The organism is Archangium violaceum, assembly GCF_016859125.1.
Lineage (GTDB): Bacteria > Myxococcota > Myxococcia > Myxococcales > Myxococcaceae > Archangium > Archangium violaceum_A.
Genome location: NZ_CP069338.1, coordinates 832,301 through 846,871 on the forward strand (window position 1 = coordinate 832,301; position 14,571 = coordinate 846,871).

The 14,571-nt window shown below is 68.4% G+C and carries 16 protein-coding genes; 9 read left to right on the forward strand and 7 right to left on the reverse strand.

Translation table 11 applies throughout. The features are described 5' to 3' along the window. Window positions 1-26: 26 nt before the first annotated feature. Entirely contained in the window at window positions 27-827 is an 801-nt protein-coding gene (locus JQX13_RS03550; protein ID WP_203407674.1) for a hypothetical protein, read from the reverse strand. A gap of 71 nt (window positions 828-898) precedes the next feature. Here JQX13_RS03550 and JQX13_RS03555 point away from each other — a divergent pair, with 71 nt between their 5' ends. The 3 genes from JQX13_RS03555 (at window position 899) to JQX13_RS03565 (ending at window position 2,568) form a co-directional block, all read left to right on the forward strand. After that, window positions 899-1,606, forward strand: a complete 708-nt coding sequence (locus JQX13_RS03555) for a 2OG-Fe(II) oxygenase family protein (protein ID WP_203407675.1) — start codon at window positions 899-901, stop codon at window positions 1,604-1,606. Window positions 1,607-1,800: 194 nt separating this feature from the next. Further along, a complete protein-coding gene (locus tag JQX13_RS03560; RefSeq protein WP_203407676.1) occupies window positions 1,801-1,968 on the forward strand; it encodes a hypothetical protein in 168 nt (55 codons plus the stop codon). Window positions 1,969-2,097: 129 nt separating this feature from the next. After that, window positions 2,098-2,568, forward strand: coding sequence for an FBP domain-containing protein (locus JQX13_RS03565; protein WP_203411860.1), 471 nt, complete (start codon window positions 2,098-2,100; stop codon window positions 2,566-2,568). Window positions 2,569-2,587: 19 nt separating this feature from the next. Here JQX13_RS03565 and JQX13_RS03570 read toward each other — a convergent pair whose 3' ends face one another. Then, entirely contained in the window at window positions 2,588-3,475 is an 888-nt protein-coding gene (locus JQX13_RS03570) for a LysR substrate-binding domain-containing protein (RefSeq protein ID WP_203407677.1), read from the reverse strand. Between the two features lie 106 nt (window positions 3,476-3,581). On the opposite strand from JQX13_RS03570, the gene JQX13_RS03575 reads away from it, so the two are divergent. After that, complete coding sequence (locus JQX13_RS03575; protein ID WP_203407678.1) at window positions 3,582-4,325, forward strand: sulfite exporter TauE/SafE family protein; 744 nt, start codon at window positions 3,582-3,584, stop codon at window positions 4,323-4,325. Between the two features lie 78 nt (window positions 4,326-4,403). Here JQX13_RS03575 and JQX13_RS03580 read toward each other — a convergent pair whose 3' ends face one another. The 4 genes from JQX13_RS03580 to JQX13_RS03595 all read right to left on the reverse strand — a co-directional run bounded on the left by JQX13_RS03580 (window position 4,404) and on the right by JQX13_RS03595 (window position 7,859). After that, window positions 4,404-4,967: an anthranilate synthase component II gene (locus JQX13_RS03580; RefSeq protein WP_203407679.1), complete on the reverse strand. Its 564-nt coding sequence runs from the start codon at window positions 4,965-4,967 to the stop codon at window positions 4,404-4,406. After that, the gene (locus JQX13_RS03585; RefSeq protein WP_203407680.1) at window positions 4,964-6,454 is read right to left on the reverse strand and encodes an anthranilate synthase component I family protein; all 1,491 of its coding nucleotides are present in this window, start codon (window positions 6,452-6,454) and stop codon (window positions 4,964-4,966) included. The genes JQX13_RS03580 and JQX13_RS03585 overlap by 4 nt, the downstream gene beginning before the upstream one ends. A gap of 194 nt (window positions 6,455-6,648) precedes the next feature. Beyond that, window positions 6,649-7,305 carry a type 1 glutamine amidotransferase domain-containing protein gene (locus tag JQX13_RS03590; RefSeq protein WP_203407681.1) on the reverse strand — a complete coding sequence of 219 codons (657 nt, stop codon included), beginning with the start codon at window positions 7,303-7,305 and terminating at the stop codon, window positions 6,649-6,651. 107 nt (window positions 7,306-7,412) lie between these two features. Continuing rightward, window positions 7,413-7,859: an RsbRD N-terminal domain-containing protein gene (locus JQX13_RS03595; RefSeq protein WP_203407682.1), complete on the reverse strand. Its 447-nt coding sequence runs from the start codon at window positions 7,857-7,859 to the stop codon at window positions 7,413-7,415. Between the two features lie 103 nt (window positions 7,860-7,962). On the opposite strand from JQX13_RS03595, the gene JQX13_RS03600 reads away from it, so the two are divergent. Beyond that, complete coding sequence (locus JQX13_RS03600; RefSeq protein ID WP_203407683.1) at window positions 7,963-8,475, forward strand: GreA/GreB family elongation factor; 513 nt, start codon at window positions 7,963-7,965, stop codon at window positions 8,473-8,475. A gap of 78 nt (window positions 8,476-8,553) precedes the next feature. Then, window positions 8,554-9,072 carry an NADAR family protein gene (locus JQX13_RS03605; protein WP_203407684.1) on the forward strand — a complete coding sequence of 173 codons (519 nt, stop codon included), beginning with the start codon at window positions 8,554-8,556 and terminating at the stop codon, window positions 9,070-9,072. A gap of 29 nt (window positions 9,073-9,101) precedes the next feature. On the opposite strand, the gene JQX13_RS03610 is transcribed toward JQX13_RS03605, so the two are convergent. Continuing rightward, the gene (locus JQX13_RS03610) at window positions 9,102-9,902 is read right to left on the reverse strand and encodes an SDR family oxidoreductase (protein WP_203407685.1); all 801 of its coding nucleotides are present in this window, start codon (window positions 9,900-9,902) and stop codon (window positions 9,102-9,104) included. 74 nt (window positions 9,903-9,976) lie between these two features. Between JQX13_RS03610 and JQX13_RS03615 the strand changes: the two genes are divergently transcribed. The 3 genes from JQX13_RS03615 (at window position 9,977) to JQX13_RS03625 (ending at window position 14,569) form a co-directional block, all read left to right on the forward strand. Next, window positions 9,977-10,333, forward strand: coding sequence for an HNH endonuclease (locus JQX13_RS03615; protein WP_203407686.1), 357 nt, complete (start codon window positions 9,977-9,979; stop codon window positions 10,331-10,333). Between the two features lie 379 nt (window positions 10,334-10,712). Then, complete coding sequence (locus JQX13_RS03620) at window positions 10,713-11,375, forward strand: cytochrome c3 family protein (RefSeq protein WP_203407687.1); 663 nt, start codon at window positions 10,713-10,715, stop codon at window positions 11,373-11,375. Then, complete coding sequence (locus JQX13_RS03625) at window positions 11,372-14,569, forward strand: TAT-variant-translocated molybdopterin oxidoreductase (RefSeq protein ID WP_203411861.1); 3,198 nt, start codon at window positions 11,372-11,374, stop codon at window positions 14,567-14,569. The genes JQX13_RS03620 and JQX13_RS03625 overlap by 4 nt, the downstream gene beginning before the upstream one ends. Window positions 14,570-14,571: the final 2 nt, after the last annotated feature.

The window sequence follows — 14,571 nt, forward strand, 5'->3', positions numbered from 1 at the left end:
CCCGGCGGCGCGACGAGGGGTCCGCCTCAGGGAGGCAGGGTGAAGGAGAGTGCCTCCTTGGCCCGGATGACGGTGTTCGGAGTCGACTGGGGATCATCGACAAGTGATTGGAGCAGCTTGCGGGCCTCCTCTTCCTTGCCACGGCGGCGCAGGAGGGTCGACTTGTAGATGAGCAGCTCGCCCTTGCTCTCGGAATCGGGCTTGAGGGACAGCGCCTTGGCGAGGCGGCGCTCCTGCTCGTCGAGATCCTCGCCGTAGGAGATGAGCTCGCGCCAGGCGGGGTAGAAATTCGGAGCCGTCCGGGTCAGCTCCTCGAGTTTCTTCTGGAGCTCCTCCGGCTCCTTCGACCGCATCGCGTCGATGAATTTCCGGAACGTCCCCTTGGGCACGCGGCCGGACTTCTCGCGGCGAAGACACTCGATGACGCGCTTGGTGTCGGAGAACCCCTCCGGCGCCATCTTGTCCACCTGCTCGTAGAACCCGAGGGCCTTGGGAATGTCTCCCATCAAGATGTAGGTGAGGCCCGTGTCGTAGACGGGGAGGGGCCACTCCGGAGCGAGCTCCCGTGCCTGTTGGAAGTACGTGAGTGCTTGCTGGAAGTTGCCCGACTCGCCGCTCAACCGGCCCTGGGCGTGAAGTTGTGAGGCCTTTTGGAAGGCGGTGGGCTCCGGCGGAGGCGTGGGTGGGGGGTGCAACGCCTGGGGAGATGACACCTGCTGGGGCGAAGCGGGCCCGGCATCGATCGAGGAGGGCTGGCCTGCGGTTCCCTGACAGGAACAGCCTCCGAGGAGGGTCGTGGCTATCGACAGCACGAAGAAGCGGCGCATGGTGGGGGAGTCCTCTCTGCTCGCGCCATCTTATCTATAATTCGCGCAACCTCTCACCTCCTCCCGCCACCATGACCGATTTCATCGAGGTCCACGACGACGTCCTGTCGCCTGGGATGTGCCAGGAAATCATCCAGCTGTTCGACAAGAGCACCCACGTACACCGGGGCCGTACTGGCGGTGGCGTGGACCTTACCAAGAAGGACAGTCACGACCTCACGCTCAACCTCTTCCCGGAGTACCAGGACGTGCTGCGCCGGCTCCTGGATGCGGCGTTTCCCCCGCTCAAGAGCTATCTGCGCAAGTACGTCTACAGCCTGATTGGCGCCGTCTCCATGTCGACGCGGCACCCGAAGACGGGGCAGCTGGTGACGCTCACGCGGGAGAACTTCGCCGAGTTGGGAGACCCGTCCTTCGACCAGCTCGTCGGCTTCCTCTACCGCTACGGCGAGCTCAACGTGCAGAAGTACCTGAAGGGCACGGGCGGCTACCCGCACTGGCATTCGGAGATATATCCGAAGGACGCGAGCTGCGAGCCGCTGCACCGGGTGCTCGCGTTCCAGTTCTACCTGAACGACGTGAGCCAGGGCGGCGAGACCGAGTTCTTCTACCAGGAGAAGAAGGTCCAATCGAAGGCCGGCCGGATGCTCATCTTCCCCGCCGGCTTCACCCACACCCATCGCGGCAACCGGCCGGAGTCCAACGACAAGTACATCATCACCTCGTGGGTGCTCTTCCACCGCGCGGAGACGCTGTACGGCGCGAGGCCGACCGGGTGAGCCCCATCGCACGTGGGCCAGGGTGCGATGGCCCCGGTGGCCGTGGGGCGACCTGACGGCCGCGCACCAGGGCCTCGGGGCATCCATGGAGTCCGCACCGCGTTCTTGATAATGGATGGTCTGCCTGCGAACGAGCTGACAGGCGCTCGGGCTCCCGTCAGTCTCGTCTCCTCTCACCCGTGAGGACTCACTCCATGAGGGATAAGCGCTTCTCCAGCCACCAGCTCGACTGGCGTCCGGCCAAGCCCAAGAAGATGGGCAACCCGGTCTCGAAGATGACCCAGGTCGCGGGCCGCCGCATTGGTGGCGCGCTGCGGGCGGAGCAGGCCCGTCAGCAGAAACGGCGCGACACACGGCGCTGAGAACGGGCCCGGGGGCCGCCCACCAGCGGACCCACCGAGCACTCGTGCTGCTCGAAAGCGTGCATCCACTCCACGGAAGCCCTTATGAAGGGGGTGCACGAGCTCGGGCAGCAGCACGAGGAGATAGGCATGTTCCTGATCAAGACAGAGAAAGACCTCCTGCAGGCGTTCCGCCCGCGGGACCGGGAGAAGGTCGAGCTCCCCGAGGGCATCAAGTTCCCGCTCTTCGTCCGCGACTACCTGACGTGGGTCGAGCCGGCCGGGACCCGGGTGTTCCTGGTGCTCCCCTCGCCGGACAACAAGCGCCCCATGGGTATCGCCTTCCGCCGCGACGCGCAGGGAGGCGGGGCGGTGTCTCATATGTGCGACTGGTGCCATTCCTATGGCTCGTCGAACGAGATCGGCCTGCTCACCACGGACGTGAACTCGAAGCGCCGGGTGGGCGTGAACCTCTGCATGGACCTGCGTTGCAAGGAGAAGCTGGAGGCGGCGGCGGACCTCTCCGGTCGCAACCCGCGGGACTTCACGCAGGCGCTGATGGAGCGCATGATCCACTTCGCGCGCGAGGCGCTCCGCATCGAGACCGTTCCGGCGGATTGAGCGCCAACGGCGTCCCGGCTCACGCTGGCGCGCGGAGCCGGTGGACCAGCTGCTGGGCATGGACTGGCAGCTCGGCGAACCGGCGCACGCAGAGCGTGAGCTGGCGCTGGGCCCAGGAGTCCGTCAACCGAATCCCGAGGATCGCCATGGACTTCCGGCACCTGCGGGCAGCGGTCTCGGGAACCACGCCAATGCCGATGCCGCGCTCGACCAGCCGGCAGATCGCGTCGAAGCTGCGCAGGCGGACCCGGAACTTCAACCGGCGTCCGGCCCGCGCCGCGTGCTCGGACAGGTAGTCCTGGAGCGCGCTTCCCGTGGCCAGCCCGATGAACTCGTGGTCCAGCACCTCGACGAAGCGGAGCTCGCGGTGCGCCGCCAGGGGATGGGCTCGCGCCGTGACGAGGACGAGCCTGTCCGTGCGGAAGGGAAAGGTTTCCAGGCCCGCGAGCTCGACGGAGTCGGAGACGATGCCGACATCCGCCAGCCCCTCGGCCACGGCCCGCACGATGTCGTAGCTGAGCCGCTCCTCCAGGTCGACATTGACATTCGGGTGGTCCGCCAGGAAGGCGCTCAGCGCCTCGGGCAGGAACTCGGTCATCGCGGAGGTATTGGCCATGAGGCGGACATGGCCCTTCAAACCGTGGGCGTATTCACCCAATTCGCCGCGCATCCGCTCGAGCTGCTCCAGCACGGTGCGCGCGTGATGGACCAGCGTTCGTCCCGCCGGAGTGGGGCGGACACCGCGGCGCTCCCGCTCCAGAAGAGGGATGCCGAGCGCCTCCTCCATGCCACGAATGCGAGCGCTCGCGGAGGCCAGGGCGAGATGGCTCCGCGCGGCGCCGCCCGTGATGCTCCCGGCTTCGGCCACATGGAGGAACAGTCTCAAGTCCGTCAGATCGAAACGCATCACCGGTCGTCCACCCTGTCTCGAATGGCCAGCCTTCGTCTGGGACGAAGGCTGCCTCAGCCAATCCCAGATTGTGCCGTTCCGCCAGCATCCCCAAGCTGGGTGCATGAGCTCCGACCTGCTGCTGGCCACCGCCAGCTTCCTCGCTGGCGCCATGAACGCGGTCGCTGGCGGCGGCTCGTTCATCACCTTCCCCGCGCTCGTGCTGAGCGGCGTGCCGTCGATCGCCGCCAACGCCTCGAGCACCGTCGCGCTGTTCCCGGGGAGTTTCGCCAGCGCCTGGGCCTATCGCGACGATTTCAGGAGCTTCGAGGGAGTCTCCGTGAGGGCCCTGCTCCCGGTGAGCCTGGCCGGCGGTCTCGCTGGGGCGCTGCTGCTCCTCCTGACCCCCCAGGCCACCTTCGACTCGGTCATTCCCTGGCTTCTCCTGTTCGGCACCCTGGCCTTCGCCTTCGGGCGAAAGGCGGGCGAGAGGCTCCGGCGGCACATCCGCATCGGCCCGGCCCTCCTGCTCGGAGGGCAATTCATCCTCGCGGTCTACGGCGGCTATTTCGGCGGAGCCGTCGGACTCATGATGATGGCGGTCTGGAGCCTGTTCGGCGTCAATGACATCCAGGCGATGAACGCGGCCAAGACGCTGCTGGTCGGAGCGACGAACACCGTGGCCGTCACGTGCTTCATCGTCGCGGGAGAAGTCTGGTGGGCGCAGACGGTCCTGATGGCCATCGCCGCGGTGGTGGGAGGCTATGTCGGGGCGCGCGTCGGTCGCCGCATCGCACCCGATCGCATCCGCCTCGGCATCACGGCGCTCAACGGGGTGATGACGGCCGCGCTCTTCCTGCGAGCCTGAGCAATCTTCTGGGATTGTGATGTAAAGAATTCCCGGACACGGCGGCAGTACTCCGCCGTGTCCGCTTGGAATGACAGACTACAGTCGGCCCTCGAGGAAGTTGCGCACCAGCCGGGGGCCCTCGGGGGTGAGGACGCTCTCGGGATGGAATTGCACCCCCACCACCGGCCGCTCACGGTGCCGCAGCCCCATGATGAGCCCGTCCTGCGACCACGCCGTCGCCTCCAGCTCGGCCGGCAGCGTCGCCGCGTCCACCACCAGCGAGTGGTAGCGCGCCGCCTGGAAGCCCTGCGGCATGCCCTCGAAGATGCTCCGGCCCTCGTGGCGGATGGAGGCCGTCTTGCCGTGCACCGGCTCCGGCCCACGCACCACCTTGCCGCCGAAGACGGCCCCGATGGACTGGTGGCCCAGGCACACGCCCAGCACCGGCACATTCACCGCGCGGATGGCCGCCATGCTCACCCCGGCCTCCGTCGGCGTGCACGGCCCCGGCGACACCACCAGGTGCGACGCCCCCGACGCCACCACGCCCTCGGCGTCGATCTCATCGTTGCGAGCCACCTTCACCTCGGCCCCCAGCGTGTAGAGGAGCTGCACGAGGTTGAAGGTGAACGAGTCGTAATTGTCGATGACGAGGATCACCGCACACCTCCCTCACGCGCCTGCTTCAGGGCCGTGGCGAGCACCCTCGCCTTGGCCTCGGTCTCGTCCGCTTCCTTCGAGGGCACCGAGTCCGCCACGAGCCCCGCGCCCGCCTCCCACAGCGTGCGGTCCCCGTCGATGAAGAAGGTGCGCAGGGCGATGGCCAGGTCCAGCGCGCCGCAGAAGGACAGGTAGCCCACCGCGCCCGCGTAGGGGCCACGGCGCGTGGGCTCCAGCTCGTCGATGATCTGCATCGCGCGAATCTTCGGAGCCCCGGACACCGTGCCCGCGGGGAAGGTGTACGCCAGGGCATCGAGCGCGTCGTACTTCGCGTCGAGCTTGCCGCGCACCTGCGAGACGATGTGCATCACGTGGCTGTAGCGCTCGATGACCATCAGGTCCTCGACGCGCACCGTGCCCGGCGCGGCCACGCGGCCCACGTCGTTGCGGCCCAGGTCCACCAGCATCATGTGCTCGGCGCGCTCCTTCTCGTCTGCGAGCAGCTCCTTCTCCAGCGCCAGGTCCTCGGCCTCGGTGGTACCACGGCGCCGGGTACCCGCGATGGGGCGCACCACGACGTCTCCGTCACGCACCTGCACCAGCAGCTCCGGAGAAGCGCCCACCAACGCGCGCGCCTCGCCCAGCTCGATGTGGAAGAGGTAGGGCGAGGGGTTGATGCGGCGCAGGGAGCGGTACAGAGAGAGGGGCGGCGGAGCACCGCGCGCCTCGAAGCGCCGGGCGAGCACCACCTGCATGCAGTCACCCGCGCGGATGTACTCCTTCACGCGCTCCACGGCGGCCTCGTAGCCGGCGCGGTCCCAGCTGACCGAGACCTCCGGCTCGCCGCGCATGGGAGGATTCGGGACATAGGCGTCCACGGGCAGGGGCCGCAGCAGGCGCTCGGCGAGGGCCTCGGCGCGAGCCTCGGCGTCCGCGAGGGCCTGGACGACGCTGCCGTGGCGGGACGGCCGGGCGATGGCGGTGGCGTGCAGCGTCTGGGTGCGCGAGTCGTGGGTGACGAACTCATCACACAGCAGCCACTCGGAGTCGGGGAAGGAGATGTCCGGGCTGTGCCGGTCGGGCACGTGACGCTCGAACCAGGACATGCAGTTGTAGCCGAGGTAGCCCACCAGGCCGCCGACGAACGGGGGCTCGCCTGGGAGCTTGGCGACGGCATGCTCGCGCCAGACGGAGCGCAGGATGTCGAGCGGCTTGCCCTCGAGACGCTGCGAGTTGTCGCCGCGCCAGAGGGTGCCGCCGTCGCGGTCGAGCCGCAGACGGCCGGAGGGTGCGGTGCCGACGTGGCTGTAGCGGCCGAACCGCTCGCCACCATGGCAGGACTCGAGGATGAAGCCTCGCGCGCCGCCGAGCTTGAGGTAGGCGGAGAGCGGGGTGTCGAGGTCGGCGGGGAGCACGACCGAGACGGGGACCGCCTCGCCCTTCTCCGCGCGTTGGCGGTAGGCCGCCTTGCGCTCCTGAGCGTTCATCACGTTCCTCTGGGTGTACCCCCTCTCCCGCTGGAAGAGGGCTGGGGGATTGCTCCTGTTATCCCCCGTCCGGAGCGGCGGGAAAAGGGGACTGAACCCCTGCGAGCAACGCGTACGCCCCTGCTTGACAAGACGCGCGGGGCCGCCATGGGCCCACGCACGGTCCGTCGGTCTCCACCCTGGCCCGGCAATCCCTAGCGTGCGAGCAGCGCCGTGCGGATCGGACGGATGGCCACCATGCCCAGCAGGGCGGCGAACAGCCAGCGGCCCCAGTGCGAGCGCTCCTCCACCGGGTGGTTGCGCGGGGCGTGCTCATCGAAGAGCGTCACCATGCCCTTGATGAAGTGGCGCATGTCCTGGGGCCCACGGCTGGAGAACCACCGCTCATCACGGACGGCGGGCTCGTCCATCCACTGGGCTCCCGCGTTGCGGAGGTCGTCCTTGATACCGGGCCACGAAGCCAGCTTGCGCCCGCTCGCCAATCCCGCGGACACGAGCACCCAGGGACCATGACACAGCGTGGCGATGGGCCGGCCGTGACGGTCGAACTCCCGGACGAAGTCGAGCACCTCTTCGCTCTGGCGGAGCATGTCCGGATTGACGAAGCCTCCAGGGATGAGCAGCGCGTCGAAGTCGGTGGGCCGCACCCGGTGCACCGTCTCATCCACGCGGACCTTCTTGCCCGGCCACATCAGGTTCATGCCGCGAATGCGACCCTTGTGCAGGGAGATGATGTCCACCTGTGCACCCCGCTTGCGGAGCGCTCGCACGGGGAGGGTGAGCTCTACCTGCTCGAAACCGTCCGCCGCCAGCACGCCCACCCGGATGCCCTTCAACGTCTTCCTCGCCATGCCTACGCCTCCCGGTTCTCTTCCCGCGACATCGTCGGCATCCCTCTTGCGACTGGCATCCCAGGCTCTCCGGGCCGGGGGGCGGCCAGGAGAGCATCAGGGCCCTGTCAATGGCCCATGGCCTGGGTTGCCTGCGACGAAGCGCCATGCCGGGCCAGCACCTGCCGGGCGAACTCCGTCGAGCAGATGGTCACCACGTCATCCAGGTCCCGGCTGAGGTGGAGCACCTCCGCGGGCGAGACTCCGCCTGGCTCCTCGACCCACAGACTGAGCAGCACGTCGCGCAAGATCGAGAGCTCCACGAGCACCTCCACGAGATCGAAATCATCCCCGACCCGCTGGAAGGCATGCTCCCGGGAGAGCATCTGGCTGCCGCGAACATCGGTCTCGTCCCGCTCGCGGAGCTTCACCACGAGCCAGTCGATCAAATGCGGAACGTGGTTCTCCAGGCTCTCCTCGGAGAGGCGGCGCGCGTCACGGAGCGTGCGCACCATTTCCTTCCAGCGAACCAGGATCTCCTGCTTGTGGTCCTCAATGAGTTGGGCGAATCCCATGATTCTCTGAATGTCGGCGTGACCCGGCCCGGAGGCCACCCTGTCCCCTGGAACAACGGGCATGCCCCACAGGCTGGATGCCGACCATCCGGGAGGGAGCACCATGTCGAAGGCCTTCACGAAGGAAGACGCGGGTGGAGAGGACGTCCTCCTTCCCCCGCGTCCCCGCTCGACCGCTGGAGGGAAGCGGTACATCACGCCCGAAGGCTATCGGGCCCTGCAGGAGGAGCTCGAGGCGCTCACCGCTCCCTCCTCCCGGGAGAAGGAGCCCCCTGCCCTCGGGGATGACGCGCGGGCCCGGGAGCGTACGCGCCGGGTGCAGCAGCTGACCGCCACCCTGGAGGAGGTCCAGGTGGTGACCCCCGAGGCACCGGACGAGGATCACGTCTACTTCGGTGCCTGGGTGACGCTCGAGGACGAGGAAGGCGAGGAGACGGCGTACCGCCTCGTCGGTCCGGACGAGGCGGACGTGAAGGCGGGTCGTCTCAGCGTCGAGTCTCCCCTGGCGAGGGCCCTGCTCGGCAAGGAGGTAGGCGAGTCCGTCCGGGTCGAGCGCCCGCGTGGCGCCATCGAGTACACCGTCACCGGAGTGTCCTATCGGCCGCCCACGTCCTGAGCCTCACCCGCGCTGTCAGGCCCACGCCCTTGCTTCGTCAGACTTGGTGTTTTAATGACACCAACCATCCGAGGACCCATGAGCGACACGCGGCGCAGGTTCACCTTCTTCTGGCGGCAGGAGTCACCCTTCTCTCAATGGCACCCGTCGGAGTTCGTGGCGGGCGGTGCGCGGTTCACGTGCGCCGAGCAGTACATGATGCACGGCAAGGCGGTGCTCTTCGGAGACACGGAGATCGCGGCACGCATGCTGGAGGCGAAGAGTCCCAAGGAGCACAAGGCGCTCGGCCGCAAGGTCCGCGGCTTCGACGGCGCGGTGTGGGAGCGGGAGCGCGAGCGCATCGTCTACGAGGGCAACCACGCCAGGTTCACCCAGAACGCCGGGTTGCTCGCGGCGCTCCTGGCCACGGCGGGCACGGAGCTGGTGGAGGCCAGCCCGTTGGATCGCATCTGGGGCGTGGGCCTGTCGGCGGAGGATCCGCGCATCCAGGATCCGGCGACGTGGCGGGGCCAGAACCTGCTCGGCAAGGTCCTCACGCGACTGCGCGAGGACCTGCTCGCCTCGGGCGTGATGCAGGCCCGTCCGGCACGACCCTGAGCGTCAGGAGCGGGCGGCCCTGACGGCGCTCAGGGCCGCGTCTGCTTCATCATCCGCGAGGCCAGGCGATCCGCCACGCCCGGCACGAGCGCCTTGAGGGCCATCATCAGCTTCGCCGCGGGCATCATCACCACCTCGCGCTCGCGGCGTTCCATGGCGCGCAGGATGAGGTCCGAGCAGGTGCGCGCGTCCATCATCCGGTTCTCCTCCTCGGCGATGTCCGTATGGCCAGCCGTCCCATCGGGGCCGAGCGCCCGGGCGCGGATGTCGGTGGCGACGAACCCGGGGGACACGACGAGCACATCCACTCCGGTGCCGCTCAGCTCGATGCGCAGCGAGTCGAAGAATCCCTGCATCGCGTGCTTGCTCGCGGAGTAGCCCGTGCGGGTAGGCACGCCGCTCTTTCCCGTCAGCGAGGAGACGGCGACGAGCAGGCCCCCGCGCGCCTTCACATGTGGGAGCGCATGGTGCGTGCAGTAGACCGCACCGAGGTAGTTCACCCGCATGAGGCGCTCGAAGAGCGACAGGTCCGTCACGTCCTCGAACCGCCCGCGCATCGCGAGCCCCGCGTTGTTCACGAGGTAGTCGATGCCGCCAAAGACTTCCACGGCCCGAGCCACCAGACGCCCACAGGCCTCGGGGTCGCTCACGTCCGTGGGCACCACGAGCGCACGACCTCCAGCCTGCTCGCACCGCTGCTTCACCCGGGCCAACGCTCCCTCGCCTCGCGCCGCGAGCACCACCTGGGCTCCACGGCCCGCGAGTGCCACCGCGAGCTCCTCACCGATTCCCGAGGACGCCCCGGTGATGACGGCTGTTTTTGCTCTCATGGGGCGTCATGCTCGCATGCCTTCCACCCGCCACCCCATGGCATGAGGCACCTTCCCAACCTATTAGAAGACGTGTGAGCTCCTCCAAGCGCCGCCGCATCCTCGACATCGTGGCCACCGACGCCACCTTCGAGCGGACCGAGCACCGCGGGCGCGAGGTCTGGCTCGGAAAGTGCTTGCACTGCAACGCCTACCTGCTCATTGGCTTGGACGGCGAGCCGATCAGCCGCGCGACCATCGAGCACATCGTTCCCCGGGTGCATGGCGGCACGGACGCGCTGGAGAACCTGGGCCTGGCGTGTGCGCGCTGCAACCAGGGCAAAGGCAGCCGGCATGATCGGCACTACCACCGGGACGCCCGGGTCCGGGAACTGGTGGAGCGCTTGTTGGAGCGCCGACGAGAGCGTTGGCGCGACCCCGACGACGCCTGACGGGCCTCGCGGTTCAACCCCCCCTACGATCTCGTAGAAGAGAACATCATCCGGGCAAGTTTGCAGCCGCGCCACAACGCCGTGGGTCGTGGTATCCCGCCGCTCGCGGACAGAGAAAGGTTGACACCCGGAAAATGATGCTCGATGGTCACGCGCCGCGTTGGGACGGGACAAGGAGGAGGGATCCCGTCCACGGCAACTCTTCAGTTGGATGGGGTCGGGCGTGTCCGCATGTCTCCTGCCAGGGCAGGAGTCCTAGCAGCCACAGCAACGCCGTGCATGAGCTTCTTGTTCCAGTCTCCCTGTGCCGTCTCCGAAAAGCCGCTTCGTCCTCCCGTCGCGTCTTCCGGAGTCCACTGACTAGCCCCCGGTCCTGGTAATGAGCGGTCCTCTCTTCCCACGCTGGACGAACACGGTGTCGCGGGCTTCCGCCGCGGCGCTTCTTGCAATCCCCGCGATCGCGCTTGGCGGTCTGATGGCGTACGTGCGTTCTCCGTTCGTCACGAATCAGAACCGCCCGCTCGAACAGCCGATCGAGTTCGATCACCGGCATCACTCCGGTGACGAGCAGATCGACTGCCGCTACTGCCACTTCTCCGTGGAGAAGTCGCCGTCGGCGGGCATTCCCTCCACCACCGTGTGTATGTCCTGCCACGCCCAGGTGTGGAACCAGAGCCCGTATCTGGCGCTGGTGCGGCAGGCCTACTTCACGGACCAGCCCATCCCCTGGGTCCGGGTCCACAACCTGCCGGACTTCGTCTACTTCAACCACGCCATCCACGTGGCCAAGGGAGTGGGCTGCGTCACCTGCCACGGCCGCGTGGACATGATGGGCGCCATCGAGCAGGTCGCGCCGCTCACCATGCAGTGGTGCTTGGACTGCCACCGCAACCCCAAGCCCAACCTGCGTCCGCAGGAGTTCATCACCAGCATGACCTGGCAGCCGCCGGCCGACCCCCAGGAGGCCGCGGCGCTCGCGGACAAGCTGTCTAGCGAGAACGACGTCCACGCGCGCACGAGCTGCACGACATGCCACCGCTGAAGCCCAAGCTCGACGGAGCCCCCATGAAGGACACCCCTACTTCCTTCGCCCTGCCGGTCGTCTCGGACAAGGCCGAAGCCGCGCACGACCACGACCATGAGCACGACGTCGTTGGCCAGGCGCTCGATCACGCCTCCGCGCACGCCGTGGCTTCCGAGGGCGCCTACGGAAAGACCTACTGGCGCAGCCTCGAGGAGAAGCTCAACAAGCCCGAGTACCTCGAGGAGAGCCGCCCCGAGTTCCCCGAGGGCGCGGACCTGCCCCCCACCGGCGTGGCCCGCCGCGAGTTCATGCAGCTGCTGGGCGCCTCGCTGGCGCTGGCCGGCGCCACCGCCTGCTCCACCCGCCCGGTGGACGAGCGCATGGTGCCCTACACCCGCACGCCGCCCGAGCTCGTCCCGGGCAACCCGCTGCACTACGCCACGGGCATGACGTTCGGGGGCCACACCTCCGGCCTGCTGGTGATGACGCGCGAGGGCCGCCCCATCAAGGTCGAGGGCAACCCGCAGCACCCCGTCAACCTGGGTGCCGCCGGCCCCTTCGAGCAGGCCTTCCTGCTGTCCCTGTACGATCCGCAGCGCGCCCGCGTGCTGCGCTACCGCAAGGAGCCGCGCTCGCTGCGCACCTTCGGCGAGGAGCTCGGCACGGTCATCGCCCGGGCCGCTCAGCAGAACGGCGGGGCGCGCGTGCGCTTCCTCTCCGAGCCGAACACCTCGCCGGTGCTCGGCGACCTGCGCTCGCGCATCCAGCAGCGGCTGCCCAACGCCCGCTTCCACAGCTACACCGCCGTCACGCAGGATCCCGCCAGCGAGGGCTCGCGCGCCGTGTTCGGCCAGCCGGCCACCCCGCTGTACGACTTCTCCAAGGCGGACGTCATCGTCTCGCTGGACGCGGACTTCCTGGAGAGCCGCCCGTCCAACCTCGCCTATGCCCGCGCCTTCGCGCGCCGGCGTGACCCGGCCGAGGGCAACCTCAACCGCCTCTACGTCGCCGAGCCGCGCTTCTCCATCACCGGCGGCATGGCGGACCACCGTCTGCGTGTGACGTCCGCCGAGGTCCTCGCCGTCGCCGCCGCCATCGCCTCGCGCGTGGGTGGTGGGGTGGAAGGCTTGGCTGGCGCCGCCGCCGCGAAGGCGCAGCTCAACGCCGCCCACCAGAAGTGGGTGGACGCCGTCGCCGCCGACCTGCGTGCCGCCGCCGGCCGCAGCGTGGTGGTGCCCGGTGAGCGCCAGCCCGCCGTGGTGCACGCCCTGGCCGCCGCCCTCAACACGGCGCTCGGCAACGTGGGCCAGACGGTCCGCTACATCCCGGCCGTCATCGACGAGCGCACTGGCGCCGCCAGCCTGCGCCCGCTCGTGGACGAGCTGAGGAATGGCGCGGTGGACGTGCTCGTCATCACCTCGTGGAACCCGCTCTACCGCTCGCCGGTGGACCTGGGGCTCCAGGAGGTGCTGGACCCGAAGACGAACCCCAACCGCAACAAGCTCACCGTCGTCTACACCTCGCTCTTCGAGGACGAGACGAGCGCCTACGCCGACTGGTTCATCCCGGCCGCGCACGAGCTGGAGGCCTGGAGTGATGGCCGGGCGATCGACGGCACGGTGTCCATCGTGCAGCCGCTCATCCAGCCGCTCTTCAACGGCGTGCCCGCCGCGGAGCTGTACGCGCTCTTCCTCGGCGAGCCGTTCCGCAGCAGCTATCAGATCCTCCGCGACTTCTATCGCGGTCGCGCCGCCGCCGACACGGACTTCGAGACGGCGTGGGAGACGTGGGTGTCCGTGGGCATCGTCCCCGGCAGCGCCCTGGCCCCCCTGGCTGGCACCCCCAACGTGGAGGGCGCCCGCGCGCTCGTGGACGCCTATACCCCGCCCGCCGCTGGCGGCCTCGAGGTGAACTTCGTCCCGGACTACAAGGTCTATGACGGCCAGTTCGCCAACATGTCCTGGCTCCAGGAGCTGCCGGATCCCATCTCGAAGATGACCTGGGACAACGCGGCCTACATCAGCCCGGCCACCGCCGAGAAGCTGGGGCTGGAGCCGGGAGATGTGGCCATGCTCACCTACCGCGACCGCCAGATGGAGGTGCCCGTGTGGATCCTCCCCGGCACCGCGGACAACGTGGTGGTGCTGCCGCTGGGTTATGGCCGCACGGGTCTGTTCGAGACCATCGCCCGGGAGGTGGGCTTCAACGCCAACCGGGTGCGCACCATGGATGCGCCCTGGTTCGACGGTGGCGCGAAGCTGGAGAAGACGCGCGGCACGCACACGTTCGCCCTCAGCCAGAGCCACTGGCGCATGGAGGGCCGCCCGCTGGCCCTGGACATGTCGGTGGCCCAGTTCCGCAAGGAGCAGGAGCTTGAGAAGAGGCACGCCAGCCCCATTCTCGCCCGCGTGCGAGGTGACGTCGAGAACGCCAACCTCCTGCCCAACTACGAGTACAACGACTACAAGTGGGGCATGGCCATCGACCTGGCCCGCTGCACGGGTTGCTCGGCGTGCGTGGTGGCCTGCCAGGCGGAGAACAACATCCCCGTGGTGGGCAAGGAGCAGGTGATCCGCAGCCGTGAGATGCAGTGGCTGCGCATCGACCGGTACTTCTCCGGTGACGAGCTGCACGATCCCGAGATGATCATGCAGCCGGTGATGTGCGTGCACTGCGAGAAGGCGCCCTGCGAGTACGTGTGCCCGGTGAACGCCACCGTCCACTCGGACGAGGGCCTCAACGAGATGATCTACAACCGCTGCGTCGGCACGCGGTACTGCTCCAACAACTGCCCGTACAAGGTCCGCCGCTTCAACTACCTGCACTACAGCGCGGACAAGACGCCCACCCAGAAGATGCAGATGAACCCGGACGTCACGGTGCGCAACCGCGGCGTCATGGAGAAGTGCACCTACTGCGTGCAGCGCATCGAGCGCGTCCGCATCAAGGCGCGGGTGGAGAAGCGGCCCATCTTCGAGAAGGAGCTGCAGACCGCCTGCCAGCAGACGTGCCCCACCGAGGCCATCGTGTTCGGCACCCTGAGCGACCCCAACGCCCAGGTGACGAAGCACCACAACGACGAGCGCGCCTACAAGCTGCTGAACGAGCTGGGCACCAGGCCTCGTACCGCCCACCTCATCCGTCTGCGCAACCCCAATCCCGCCCTCGCGTCCGCCAGCCCCTCCGAGGCGGGTCACGAAGGAGGCCACTGAGT

Excerpts from the sequence above, each read along its gene's own strand:
- JQX13_RS03550 (WP_203407674.1), bottom strand. The coding sequence starts at position 827 with ATGCGCCGCTTCTTCGTGCTGTCGATAGCCACGACCCTCCTCGGAGGC.
- JQX13_RS03555 (WP_203407675.1), top strand. The coding sequence starts at position 899 with ATGACCGATTTCATCGAGGTCCACGACGACGTCCTGTCGCCTGGGATG.
- JQX13_RS03560 (WP_203407676.1), top strand. The coding sequence starts at position 1,801 with ATGAGGGATAAGCGCTTCTCCAGCCACCAGCTCGACTGGCGTCCGGCC.
- JQX13_RS03565 (WP_203411860.1), top strand. The coding sequence starts at position 2,098 with ATGTTCCTGATCAAGACAGAGAAAGACCTCCTGCAGGCGTTCCGCCCG.
- JQX13_RS03570 (WP_203407677.1), bottom strand. The coding sequence starts at position 3,475 with ATGCGTTTCGATCTGACGGACTTGAGACTGTTCCTCCATGTGGCCGAA.
- JQX13_RS03575 (WP_203407678.1), top strand. The coding sequence starts at position 3,582 with ATGAGCTCCGACCTGCTGCTGGCCACCGCCAGCTTCCTCGCTGGCGCC.
- JQX13_RS03585 (WP_203407680.1), bottom strand. The coding sequence starts at position 6,454 with ATGAACGCTCAGGAGCGCAAGGCGGCCTACCGCCAACGCGCGGAGAAG.
- JQX13_RS03590 (WP_203407681.1), bottom strand. The coding sequence starts at position 7,305 with ATGGCGAGGAAGACGTTGAAGGGCATCCGGGTGGGCGTGCTGGCGGCG.
- JQX13_RS03595 (WP_203407682.1), bottom strand. The coding sequence starts at position 7,859 with ATGGGATTCGCCCAACTCATTGAGGACCACAAGCAGGAGATCCTGGTT.
- JQX13_RS03600 (WP_203407683.1), top strand. The coding sequence starts at position 7,963 with ATGTCGAAGGCCTTCACGAAGGAAGACGCGGGTGGAGAGGACGTCCTC.
- JQX13_RS03605 (WP_203407684.1), top strand. The coding sequence starts at position 8,554 with ATGAGCGACACGCGGCGCAGGTTCACCTTCTTCTGGCGGCAGGAGTCA.
- JQX13_RS03610 (WP_203407685.1), bottom strand. The coding sequence starts at position 9,902 with ATGAGAGCAAAAACAGCCGTCATCACCGGGGCGTCCTCGGGAATCGGT.
- JQX13_RS03620 (WP_203407687.1), top strand. The coding sequence starts at position 10,713 with ATGAGCGGTCCTCTCTTCCCACGCTGGACGAACACGGTGTCGCGGGCT.